We start from the raw sequence: 12,239 nt of genomic DNA, 5'->3' as shown, positions 1-12,239 counted from the left end.
AACGGGTCAGCGACAGAGGTTCGCCGTTCTCCTCGTTGGCAGGCCTTGTCTTTTACGGTCGAACAACAGTGGCCTACTGCCAAAGCAGGCTGTATGCCAACTTGCAAATGCAGGAAAAACGGGCCGTTGCGAGGAGCTACGGAGATTGACGAGCGGTGGCCAGAAACACTTTGCTGAATCGCTGTTCGCTACAGGACAGCGCCATGCACAGGCAGCATTCGCGCTGCTCATCCGTATGGATGCCATACGCCGGTGACCGTAGGGTGCGCCGTGCGCACGGTCTTCGGCACCGCGTCAAAACGCTGGTGCGCACGGCGCACCCTACCGGGTTTCATCCACCTGTCACCGCGCTGCCGGCCTGGCGGCCCAGGCGGCGAAATACCAACCAGGACGCCGCGCACAGCAGACCGCACAGCAGCATGGTCAGACTCAGGTCGGAAGACTGGATCTCGCTGTGCCCACGCAGGTTCATGATGGCGCTGAGCAGCACCGCCGCCAGCCCCACGGCCAGGCTCATGCTCAGTTGCATGGACATCGCCGACAGGCTGCTGGCGCGGCTGGTCAGCTCCGCCGGTACGTCGGAGAAGGTCAACGCCCCCAGGGTGCTGAACTGCAGCGAACGGATGATGCCGCCGACGTAAAGCAGCAGGACGATCAGCCAGTACGGTGTCTGCGCCTCGAAGATCGCGCACAGAGCGATGGAGAAACCGGCCAGTAGCGAGTTGCCCATCAGCGTGCGACGGAAGCCGAAGCGTTTGACGATGCGCACCGAGAGAAACTTGATGGTCAGCGCCCCCGCTCCACCCGCCAAGGTCAGCAGACCAGCCACCAGAGGGCTGAGGCCGAAGCCGACCTGGAACAGCAGCACCAGCAGAAACGGCTGCGACGCACTGCCCAGACGAAACAGGTTGCCTGCCCAGATCGCCGTGGCGAAGGTCGGCACGCGCAGCAGGCGCAGATCGATCAGCGGGTGCGCCACACGCCTCGCATGACGCACGTAAAGCGCCGCGCTAACGATACCCAGCACCAGCAGCACGATGATCCAGCGGCTCGGCAGCAGGCCGTGACCAATGGCCTCGAAGGCGAATACCAGGCTGGCCAGACCAATGCCGCTGAGCAGGAAACCGCGGCCATCGAGTTGCGCCTCGGTTTGCGCAGGGTAATCGGGAAGGTGCCGCAGGATCATCGCGATACCGAGCACACCAATGGGCAGGTTGATCAGGAAGATCCAGTGCCACGACAGCACGCTGACCAACAGACCACCCAACGGCGGGCCGAGTACCGGCCCGATCAACGCGGGAATCGACAGGAACGCCATGGACTGCAACAGATGCTCTCGACGCGACCAGCGCAGCAGGATCACCTGCCCCACCGGTACCATCATCGCCCCGGACGCCCCCTGCAGCAGGCGTGACAGCGAGAGCTGCAGCAACGAGGTGGAAGTCGCGCAGGCCAGCGAGCTGAGCATGAACAGCACGATGGCGGCGACGAACACCCGTCGTGGCCCGAAGCGATCCGCAGCCCAACCGCTGACCGGAACGAACAGCGCCACCGCCAGCAGGTACAGCGACACCACCAGGTTCATGCGCACCGTCGGCTCGCCGAACTCCACCGCCATCTGCGGCAAGGCGGTGAGCACAGCAGTGGCGTCGAGCAGCTCCATGAACAGCGCGCAGCCGATGATCAGCGGGACGGTGCGCCTGAATGGCGTCGAAATGGGTTCGGCCTGGTTGACCTCCAGAGGTTCTCTGCAACCCACCTCAGAACAACCCGGAAGCCGGCGGCTGGGTGCCCTTGAGCTGCCAGGCGCCAACCACCGCCGCCTTCCAGTGGCGTGGATTGTGATTGGCCACGGTGCGTGCGTTGCGCCAGTGCCGGTCGAGGTTGTGCGCGCGCCCGGTGGTGGAAGCGCCGCCGACGTCGAACAACAGCTCGCCAGCCTTCAGCGCCGATTCCACCGCCAGGTACTGCGCCTGTGCCACGTCAATCGACGCGCGTGTGATCGCCTCCTGACTCAGCTCTTCGGCCCAGGCCGCGTCGATACTTTCCGCGGCGCGCAGCACCAGCGCCTCGGCAGCGAAGGCACGGGCAGAGATTTCTCCCACCGAAAGCTCCACGTAGGGATCGTCCACCGAGCGCGTGGCCGTGCTGTGCTTGATCGGTCGTGCGTACTCACGGGCAAAATGCACCGCATCGTTCAGCGCATTGCGAGCGATACCCGCCTCTACCGCCGCCAGGAACAGCTGCAGGAACGGCGTGACGATAGAACGCTGGCCCTCTTCGCCCAGGCGCTGGCGAATCTCGTGCGGATGCACGAGCACGTTATGCAGGTGGGTGGTGCCGCTGGCGGTGAGGCGCTGGCCCATGGCGTCGAAATCGTCGACCAGCTCCAGCCCCTCGCGATCACGCGGCAGGATGAACGACACCGGCTGCTCGTTCTCGTCCAGTGCCACGGCACTGACCCAGTCGGCGTACAGCGAGCCGGTACTGTAGTACTTGCTGCCATTGGCGCGGTAGTGCTCGCCTTCGCGCACGATGCGCGCGCTGATCGCGCCATTGGCGCCGCCGATCTCCCAGCCGGCGTTGCCGAACACTTCACCGGCCAGGTAACGCGGGAACCAGCGCTCGCGCTCCGCCTCGCTGCCACGTACCAGCAACCCCTCGATGAAGGAAAAGCTCGGACGCAGTGCCTGGGCGATATTGGAATCCACGGCGGCCAGGTCGACGACGAACTGCACCACCTCGCGCACGCTGGCGCCACTGCCACCGTAGGCCTGGGGAATGCGCCAGGTCAGCAGGCCATCGGCGGCCAGCTCACGGATCTGCTGTTGCGGCAGTACGCGCTGGCGTTCGCGTTCGGCGACGCCCTCGGCAATCTTGCTCAGACGGTTCTCGGCACGCTGTCGCAGGTCGGCGACGTCGAGGGTTTTGTTGGCGGTGATGCTGCTGGCCTGAAGGCTCATATCGAATATCCCGATGCGGGGGGACTGCAGCGACGCGACGGTACGCTGTGTCCCCGGACGTAGTTTCTTTCTCGTGCTCATACCCTGGTTCCGGCCAGTGCCTGAGCGATGGCAAACATCCCGAGCGGCTCAATGAGCAATGGCTTCGACACGAACGCCGCGCTCCTCATGGATGTACAGGAAGGGAATTGCCGCCAGCAGCGTGCGCGTGTAGGCATGCCTGGGCCGGGCGAACACCTCGCGCACCGGGCCGCTCTCCACCACCACGCCGTCCTTCATCACCAGCACGCGGTCGCTGACCTGCTGCACCACGCCCAGGTCGTGGGAGATGAACAGGCAGGCCAGACCCAGGCGCTGCTTGAGGTCGGCGAGCAGTTGGAGAATTTGCGCCTGCACCGACACGTCCAGCGCCGATACCGGCTCGTCGCACACCAGTACGTCGGGCTCGGCAGCCAGGGCGCGGGCGATGGCTATACGTTGGCGCATGCCGCCGGAGAGCTCGATGGGCCTTCTCGTCAGCAGCACCGGATCGAGCTGCACCAGCCGCAGCAATTCCTCGGCGCGCTGGCGACGTGCCTCGCCACGGGCTACGCCGGCCACCGCCAACGCTTCGTCCAGCACTCGTTGCACGGTGTAGCGCGGGTCGAACGAGCTCAGCGGATCCTGGAACACGACCTGGATGCGCTTGCGCTCCTCGCGCTGCTGCGCGGACGACAGCTCGCGCCAGGGGCGGCCACGCAGCAAGACCTGGCCGCCATCAGGTTTTTCCAGCGCCAGCAGCATGCGCGTCAGGGTGGTCTTGCCCGAGCCGGATTCGCCGACGATGCCCAGGGTCTCGCCGGCGCGCAGGGTGAACGAGGTCGGCGTCACCACCGTACGAGACTCTCCGTCAGGGCCGACGAAGCGCTTGCTCAACTCGCGTGCCTCGACCACCGTCGGTTGCTCGGCAAAGGCGTCGGCATTGTCGCTCGTTAGTGCCGGGTCGCGCCGCACATGCACCGCCGCCGCTGCGCGCAGCAGACTCTTGGTATAAGCCTCGCGCGGCGCGTAGAGCACCTGTTCGACCGGCCCCTGCTCGATGATCTCTCCATGGCGCATCACCGCCACGCGGTCGGCCAGGCGCGACACCACGGCCATGTCGTGGCTGACCACCAGCATCGCCCGTTCCTGACTGCGCAGCGAGATCAGCAGATCCATCACCTGCGCCTGCACCGTGGCATCGAGCGCGGTGGTCGGCTCGTCGGCGATCAGCAGATCCGGCTCGCAGGCGATGGCCGAAGCGATCAGCGCGCGCTGACGCAAGCCACCGGATAGCTGGTGCGGGTACTGGCGGGCACGCAGCTCCGGCTGCGGCACGCCAACCGCACGCAACAGCTCGATGATCCGCTCCTCGCGCTGCTCGCGGGTCAGTTCGGTATGCAAACGCAGCGCCTCGTCGATCTCGCGGCCAATCGGACGCAGCGGGTCGAGCGAACCGAGGGCATCCTGCATGACGAAGCCGATGCGCCCACCGCGGATACTCTGCCAATCACGTCCACGGCAAGTGAGCAGATCCTGCTCGTCGAAACGCAGGCGCGCCGCCTGGATCTGCGCGCCCTGCCCGGCCAGACCGACCAGAGTGCGTGAGGTGACGCTCTTGCCCGAGCCGGACTCGCCGACCAACGCCAGGCACTCGCCCCGGTAGAGCTGGAAGGACACGCCCTTGACCACCGGCGCCGCGCCGGCAAAGCCAACACGCAGGTCGCTGACGTCGATCAGCGGGGCGATGGGAGAAATCAGCGTGGTCATAGTGCCTTGCCCTCGCTGTGGCGCAACAGCGCGCGGCCCAGCGCAGTGATCGCCACCACGGTCAGGGTCACGGCGATGCCGGGCGCGGCCACCAGCCACCAGGCGTTGGCCAGGAAGTTGCGTCCCACGGAGAGCATCGCCCCCCACTCCGGCGCGGGGGGCGGCGCACCGAAACCGAGGAAGCTCAGCGAGGCACCGGCGGCGATGTTGCCGCCAACGCTGATGGTGGCGAGGATCAGGATCGGCTTGATCGCATTGGGCAGCACATGCCGCAGGATCACCAGCAGGCGCGGCAGACCGAGCGTCAGCGCCGCCTCGACATAGGGCGCTCGGCGCACCACCAGGGTCTGCGCACGCACCATGCGGGCGAAACGCGGAATGCCGGCGATGCCGATGGCGATCACCGCGTTGAGCATGCCCTGCCCCCAGAAGGTGATGATCAGCAGCGCCAGCAGCAGATCGGGAAAGGCCAGTAGCACGTCGATGAACCGCATGATCGCCGCGTCCAGCCAGCGGTGACCAAGCCCGGCAGCCAGGCCCAGCAGCACGCCGCCGACCAGGGCGATGACGGTGGCCGCCACGCCCATCAGCAGGGATGCACGAGCGCCGTGCACCAGGCGCGCGAGCACATCGCGGCCGTTCTCGTCGGTACCCAGCCAGTGCGCCGCGCTCGGTGCACGGAAGGCATCGCGGGCGCTGGCAGCCAGCGGGTCGCTGTGCACCAGCCAGCTCGGCTCGATGCTGGCCAGCACCAGCAATGTCACGAACAACCCGGCCAGCAGCAATCCAGGGCGACGCAGCGCCGGCAGCGACCAGGCTGGCAAGCGCAGGCGCGCACTCGGACGCTCGGCGCCGAACACATCGGAAGAGGAAAGACTCATGACAGGCTTCTCCACGGTCTCAGGGCGCCGGGTTGGGCAGGCGGGCATGGATGGCATTGAGCGCCGTCAGCAATTCGTCATCGAGCGGCAAAGCCAGGCTGTCCAGGTTCTCCTGCAACTGCGCCAGGCTGGTGGCGCCGCTCAGTGCGCTGGTAACGAATGGCCGACTGGTGACGAAGGCCAGCGCCAGCTGTGCCGGCGACAGATCGCGGCTGCGCGCCAGCTCGACGTATGCACGCACCGCACGCTGCGCCTCTGCACTGGCGTAGCGGGCGAAACGTCCATAGGGAGAACCTTCTGACAATCGCGCCCCCACTGGCTGCGCACCGTCGAGGTACTTGCCGCTGAGCACGCCGAAAGCGATCGGCGAATAGGCCAGCAACCCGACGCCTTCGCGATGGCTGTACTCGGCCAGGCCGACCTCGTACAGGCGGTTGAGCAGACTGTACGGATTCTGGATGCTGACGATGCGTGGCAAGCCCAGGCGTTCGGCAGCCTTGAGAAACTGCCCCACACCCCAGGGCGTCTCGTTGGACACGCCGATATGGCGGATCAACCCCTCCTTCACCAGCTCGGCGAGCGCCGCCAGGGTTTCTTCGATGGCCACGCTTTCTTCGTCATCGACCCAGGGATAGTCACGCAGGCCGAAGAAGTTGGTGCTGCGATCCGGCCAGTGCAGCTGGTAGAGGTCGAGGTAATCGGTCTGCAGGCGGTCGAGGCTGCCTTGCAGTGCAGCGCGCAGGTTCTTCGCATCGTGGTTCGACTTGCCGTCACGAATGTGGTTCTGCGATGGCGTACGTGCCGGGCCGACCGCCTTGCTAGCCAGCACGATGTCCTGGCGGCGCTTGCTCCTGGCCAGCCAGGAGCCAATGAAACGCTCGGTGCTGCCCCAGGTGTCGGCACGGGTCGGCGTGGGGTACATCTCGGCGGTGTCCACCAGGTTGACGCCCTGGGACAGCGCATAGTCGAGTTGCTGGTGGGCGTCGGCTTCACTGTTCTGGTGACCCCAGGTCATGGTGCCGAGACCGATGACGCTGACCTGGATGCCACTGTTGCCGAGTGGGCGGTATTTCATGGATGTGTCTCACGCAATGGCGGTTGTTTGTGTAGGGCGGGTGCAACCCGCCGCCGCTGGTTGGCGGTTTGCACCCGCCCTACGGATTCAGGCCGAGACGGCCTGGTTGGTGCGCTCGTACTGGCTGCGCGGGTGCGGCAAGCCCAGGTGGTCACGCAAGGTGCTGCCGGCGTACTCGTGGCGGAAAACGCCGCGTTTGCGCAGCAGCGGCACCACTTCGTCGACGAACACCTCGACGCCGGAGGGAAACATGTCCGGCATGATGTTGAAGCCGTCAGCGGCGCCGGCCAGGAACCACTGCTCGAGGCTGTCGGCGACCTGCTCGGGGGTACCGACGATCAGCCGGTGGCCGACCAGAATGCGCCGTGACAGCTCACGCACGCTGAGCTTCTCGCGTCGCGCCAGGTTCAGTTGCGCTTCGAGGAAACCGTGCGAGCCCTTGAACTCGCTGACCGGGCCGATGCGCTGCCAGGGCAGCTCGGCGTCCAGGTCGAGCTCGTCCAGTGGAATGCCGATGCGAAAGGCGATCTGCTGAGCCAGGGTGCTCTCGCCCAGGTAAGCGTTGAGGCGGTCGAAACGCGCCTGGGCCTCGGCCTCGGTGCTGCCGATCACGGTGGACAGCCCCGGCATGATCTTCAGGTGCTCGGGGTTGCGCCCCCAGGCCCGGGCACGGTTCTTCATCTCCTGGTAGAACGCCAGACCGTCGGCCAGGGTGGTCTGGGTGGTGAAAATGGCGTCGGCGTAGCGCGAACCGAGCGTCTTGCCGCCTTCGGACGAGCCGGCCTGGACGATCACCGGGCGGCCCTGCGGCGAACGCGAGACATTCAACGGCCCGCGCACCGAGAAGTGCTGGCCGACGTGGTCGATGGTGTGAACCTTGGCCGGGTCGGCGAACACGCCACGGGCGGCATCGCCGACGATGGCATCGTCCTCCCAGCTGTCCCAAAGTTTCTGTACCACTTCGACGAACTCCTCGGCTCGCCCGTAGCGCTCGGCATGCAATGCAGAACCGGCCTGGCCGAAGTTCTGCGCAGCAGCGTCGTTGTAGGTGGTGACCACGTTCCAGGCCGCACGGCCACCACTGAGATGATCCACCGAGGCCAGACGGCGGGCCAGGTTGTAGGGGTCGTTGAAGGTGCTCGATGCGGTGGCGATCACGCCGATGTGCTGGGTAGCCAGGGCGATGGCAGTGAGCAGTACGGTCGGCTCCAACCGGCCAGAGGGCTGGCGTGACACGTCACCGGCCAGCGCTGGGCCATCGGCGAGGAAGATCGCATCCAGGGTGCCGCGCTCGGAAACCCGGGCGATATGGCTGAAATAGTCGAGATCGGTCAAGGCGCCAGCCGGTGCCTCGGCCTCGCGCCAGGCAGCCGAGTGGGCGCCGAAGCCGAGGATGTTCATGCCGATGCTCATCTGCCGCTTGCTGCTGCTCATGCCAGATCCCCCTCGTTGACTGCCGGTTGTACTGGCTGCTCCTTGTCCTTCGCCTTGGCTTCGGCAAAGCGCTCGGCCCAGGCTTTGCTCGGCACGATGCCGTTGAGGTAGTAGTCGCCCAGGTAGGCCTCGCGCAGGATCGCCGGGTTGTGCGAGGCCAGCGTGCGCGCATTGCGCCAGTGCCGGTCGAGGCGCCGCGCGGCGCTGGAAGCGGAAGCACCACCGACTTCGAACAACAGCGTGGTGGCTTCCAACACCTGACCGATCACCACCTGCTGCGCCTGGTACGTGCGGATATCGGCCTCGGCGTACTGCTCGGCCGTGGCCTGACCAGACAGGTAGGCGTGCCACAGCTCGTCCAGGCTGCGCGAGACCTTCTCCACCACTGCCTCGCTGGCGAAGGCCAGGCTCGACAGGCGGCCGACCACCCGCTGCACCAGCGGATCCTGGCGCGGGCTGGACTGCCCGGGAATGCCGAAGGTGCGCGTGCGCCCCTGGACGAAGGCGATGGCGTCGCGCTGCACGGCGCGGGCGATGCCAGCCAGGGTGGCGAGGTGCACCTGCTGGTAGAAGGCGCTGATGTAGGAGTCGGTTCTGCCCTCACCCAGCTTGAAGCGGCGGAAGATCTGCTCGTCCTTGACCTCGACCCGCTCGAAACGGGTAGTGCCGCTGGCGGTCAGACGCTGGCCGAAGCCATCCCAATCATCCAGCCGGGTGACGCCGGGCGCCGTAGTCGGCACGGCAATGGCCACGTGCTCGTCGCCCTGGTTGGCCGAGACGGCGATCCAGTCGGCATACAGGGTGCCGGTGCAGTAGTACTTCTCGCCGTCGAGCAGCCAACGCCCGCCGTCTTCGGTCAAATTGACGCTGTTGCCGGTGGTTTCGGTGCGCTCGGCCATCGCCGCACCGAACAGCTCACCCGCGACCACGCGCTGAAACCAACGCGCATTGCCCTGCTCGTCCTCGTCGTTGAGGCGCCCTTCGACGAAACCGAAGTGTGCGCGAAAGATCTGCGGCAAGTTGGAATCGGCCTCGGCCAGGCGGCTGACCAGGCGGAACAGCTGCTCCAGGCTGGCACCGAAGCCGCCGTGGCGCTGCGGCACGCGTAGGCGGCCGAAGCCGGCATCGCGCAGCCAGGCCACGGCATCGTAAGGCAGCTCACGCTGCTGCTCGCGGGCGATGGCGCCTTCGGCGATGCGCTCGAAGACAGGTTGGAAAATACTCAGCAGATGCGCATCGCTGGGCGATGCGGCCTGCTCGTCGAGCGCCGCGTGGGGCGTATCGGCTTCGCTGAAGATCATCTCGGAATCCTTGCTAATAGCGGAAAGTTGCAGTGATGACGACTCGTCAAACAAGGCACGCAAGCGGCTCAGGGCAGTCACGCTGTTCATGCTCATCGCGCGTTTACCCTGGGGTCTATCAGTGGCAGCAACAGGTCGACGACGAGGTTGACCACCACATAAATCAGTGCCGCCAGCAGGGTGATGCCCAACACCATGGGCACGTCCTTGCCGTTGGCGGCATCGAGCATCAGCCGGCCGACGCCCTGACGGGCGAACAGGGTCTCGGTGATCACCGCGCCGCCGAGCAGGCTGGCGAGGATGAAGCCGGACAGAGTCACCAGCGGGATCAGCGCATGGCGCAGGGCGTGCCCTAGGCGTACGCCGGCCTCGGACAGGCCGCGCGCGCGGGCCATCATGATGAAAGGCTGTTCGAGGATGTCCTCCAGCTCCTGACGCAGCACCTGGATCAGCACTGCGGCCACCGGCAGTGCCAGAGTCAGGGTCGGCAGTACCAGGGTGCGCCAGCCGCTGGAGCCGGTCGGCGGCAGCAGGCGCAGCTGGAAGGAGAACACCAGCAACAGGAGGATGCCGAGCACGAACGACGGCATCGACGACAGCACCAGCTCGGTACCCGACGACAGCGAAGCGACCCAGGGTTTGCGGCGCGCGGTCAGCACGGCGACGACGATGGCCAGCAGCACGGCCACCAGGGCCGCGAGGAAGGCCAGTTGCAGGGTGGCGCCCAGGTGTTCGCCGATGGCGCGAGTGACCGGAATGCGCAGACGGTAGGACTCGCCCAGATCACCCTGAGCCAGGCGCCCCAGGTACTGGCCGTATTGCACGATCAACGGTTGATCGAGGCCATATTCCTGGCGCACCTGCGCCAGCACCTCCGGCGTCGGCATGGCTTCCGGCCCACCGAGAATCGCCAGCGCCGGATCGCCACCGGTCAGGTTCAGGCCGATGAACGTCAGCGTCGCCGCGCCCCACAGCACCAACACGCCGGCCAGCAGACGCCAGATGACACGCTGCAGGATGCTCATGGCCGCTCCTTGTCCAGCCAGACGCTGGTGAAGAACGGCGTGTTGTGCGAGGTATCGAAGATCAGCCCTTTGACATAGGCCTGATGCGCGACGATGTGGTGGCTCTCATAGGATGGCGCGGCGGGCACCAGTTCGGTGAGGCGCTGCTGCGCCTGCGAGTAGAGCTGCTGCAGGCGCTCGGGGTCGATGCTGCGCCGCGCTTCGCTGAGCAGGCGGTCGAGGGTTTCGTCGCGCAGACGGCCGACGTTCTGCCCGAGCAGCTTGTCGGTGGGAATCGATGCGCTGTGGTAGAGCATGAACAGCCCATCCGGGGTATTGCTGTGCCAGTAGCCGCCCCCCAGCAGTTGATAATCACCGGCGTAACGGCGCTCGGTGGTCTGCGCCAGCGGCAGCACTTCCAGTTCGATCTGCACGCCAGCCTTGCGCGCGTCGGACTGGATCGCCACCGCCACGCTGCTGGGAAACGCCGGGTTCTCGCTCATCAGCAGCTTCACGCTCAAGCGCTGGCCATCCTTGATACGGATGCCATCGGCATCGCGCTGGCTCCAGCCGGCTTCGTCGAGCAAGCGGGCAGCAGCCTGCGGGTCGTACTTCAAGGCTTCGGTGAACGAGGGATCGTAAAAGCGCGTGTTGATCGCCAGGTAATCGCTCTTGATCTGGTACTCGCCGAAGCCGATCACCCAGGCCAGGCCTTCGCGGTCGATGGCCTGGGTCAGCGCCTTGCGTACCCGCACGTCATCGAACGGGAAGCGCTCGGTGTTAAAGGTCACACTGCGAAATGGATTGCCCTTGCGGATGCGGCTGTGCAGCACCAGTTCGGGATTGGCGCGGATCGCCGCAGCATTCTGCGTTGGCGCATCCAGGGTGAAATCGTGCTGACCGGCCAGCAGCGAGCTGTAGCGAATCATCGATTCGGGCACGAAGGTCAACTCGATGCGCTCGAGGTAGGCCGGCCCCTGGTGCCGGGTGACCGCTGGCGCCCAGTTGTAGTCCTCGCGACGCACGAAGCTGGCGCCCTGCTCGCGGGTATAGCTGTGCAGCACGAAGGGGCCGCTGCCGATGGGTTTCTCGGCGATGGACTTCGGGTCTTCGAGAATCTGCTTCGGCGAAATCATGCTCAGCCAGGATTGCGCCAGCACGTCGAGAAACGCCGAATAGGGCTCGCGCAACGTCGCTTCGAAGGTGTATTCGTCGACCGCCCTGCCCTGCACGTAAGGCGCGATGTAGGCAGCGGCCAGCGGCGACTTGGTGGCCGGATCGCGCATGTGCTCGAGGTTGACCCGCACTGCTTCGGCATTGAATTTCGTACCGTCGCTGAAGGTGACGTCATCACGCAGGTGGAAGGTGTAAACGGTGCCGTCCGCGGAAATATCCCAGGACTTGGCCAGCCAGGGCGAAATGGCCCCCTGCTCGTCCTGATAGACCAGGGCGTCGTAGAGGATGCGCCCCAGCCACTGCACGTTGCCATGGGCGATGGAGTGCACGTCGAAGGTGCCGGTATCCAGCGCCACCGAGGCACGCAGGGTGCCGCCCGGTTTGCCAGGTACCTGCTCGTGATAGTCACTGGCCGGATAGCTGAGCACACCATCGACCACCTGGGCCGCCGGGGCAGGCTCAGCCGTAGCGGAGGCACTCGATGGCTCCTCGCTGGGCGAGCAGCCGGCCAGCAGCCAGAAGCTGCCCAGCACGATGGCGAGCCAGGCTCCGACGCTGACAGCCCGCTTGCCTGGAACTTCGCGTGTGTTTCGTTGCATGACGCAATTTCCTGATGA

The 12,239-nt window shown here is 66.1% G+C and carries 9 protein-coding genes; all 9 read right to left on the bottom strand.

All coding sequences use genetic code 11. The annotated features are described in order from the left end of the window. Positions 1-331 precede the first annotated feature (331 nt). Positions 332-1,663, bottom strand: a complete 1,332-nt coding sequence (locus HS968_RS11220) for an MFS transporter (protein WP_182371611.1) — start codon at positions 1,661-1,663, stop codon at positions 332-334. 97 nt (positions 1,664-1,760) lie between these two features. Beyond that, complete coding sequence (locus HS968_RS11215; protein WP_182371294.1) at positions 1,761-2,963, bottom strand: acyl-CoA dehydrogenase family protein; 1,203 nt, start codon at positions 2,961-2,963, stop codon at positions 1,761-1,763. A 129-nt stretch (positions 2,964-3,092) separates the two neighbouring features. Further along, the gene (locus tag HS968_RS11210; RefSeq protein WP_182371293.1) at positions 3,093-4,751 is read right to left on the bottom strand and encodes a dipeptide ABC transporter ATP-binding protein; all 1,659 of its coding nucleotides are present in this window, start codon (positions 4,749-4,751) and stop codon (positions 3,093-3,095) included. Beyond that, the gene (locus tag HS968_RS11205; protein ID WP_182371292.1) at positions 4,748-5,632 is read right to left on the bottom strand and encodes an ABC transporter permease; all 885 of its coding nucleotides are present in this window, start codon (positions 5,630-5,632) and stop codon (positions 4,748-4,750) included. Before HS968_RS11205 ends, HS968_RS11210 begins: the two co-directional genes overlap by 4 nt. Before the next feature lie 19 nt (positions 5,633-5,651). Beyond that, positions 5,652-6,707, bottom strand: coding sequence for an NADP(H)-dependent aldo-keto reductase (locus tag HS968_RS11200; RefSeq protein ID WP_182371291.1), 1,056 nt, complete (start codon positions 6,705-6,707; stop codon positions 5,652-5,654). A gap of 87 nt (positions 6,708-6,794) precedes the next feature. Further along, positions 6,795-8,141: an LLM class flavin-dependent oxidoreductase gene (locus HS968_RS11195; protein WP_182371290.1), complete on the bottom strand. Its 1,347-nt coding sequence runs from the start codon at positions 8,139-8,141 to the stop codon at positions 6,795-6,797. Continuing rightward, positions 8,138-9,532, bottom strand: coding sequence for an acyl-CoA dehydrogenase family protein (locus HS968_RS11190; protein WP_182371289.1), 1,395 nt, complete (start codon positions 9,530-9,532; stop codon positions 8,138-8,140). The genes HS968_RS11195 and HS968_RS11190 overlap by 4 nt, the downstream gene beginning before the upstream one ends. A gap of 2 nt (positions 9,533-9,534) precedes the next feature. Further along, positions 9,535-10,467, bottom strand: a complete 933-nt coding sequence (locus HS968_RS11185; RefSeq protein WP_182371288.1) for an ABC transporter permease — start codon at positions 10,465-10,467, stop codon at positions 9,535-9,537. After that, positions 10,464-12,221 (bottom strand): ABC transporter substrate-binding protein, encoded by a 1,758-nt coding sequence (locus tag HS968_RS11180; RefSeq protein ID WP_182371287.1) that lies wholly within the window; start codon positions 12,219-12,221, stop codon positions 10,464-10,466. The genes HS968_RS11185 and HS968_RS11180 overlap by 4 nt, the downstream gene beginning before the upstream one ends. Positions 12,222-12,239: the final 18 nt, after the last annotated feature.

Source organism: Pseudomonas berkeleyensis, assembly GCF_014109765.1.
Classification (GTDB): domain Bacteria; phylum Pseudomonadota; class Gammaproteobacteria; order Pseudomonadales; family Pseudomonadaceae; genus Aquipseudomonas; species Aquipseudomonas berkeleyensis.
The sequence above is the reverse complement of the archived record's forward strand: the minus strand, read 5'-3'. Positions and strand labels throughout refer to the sequence as shown.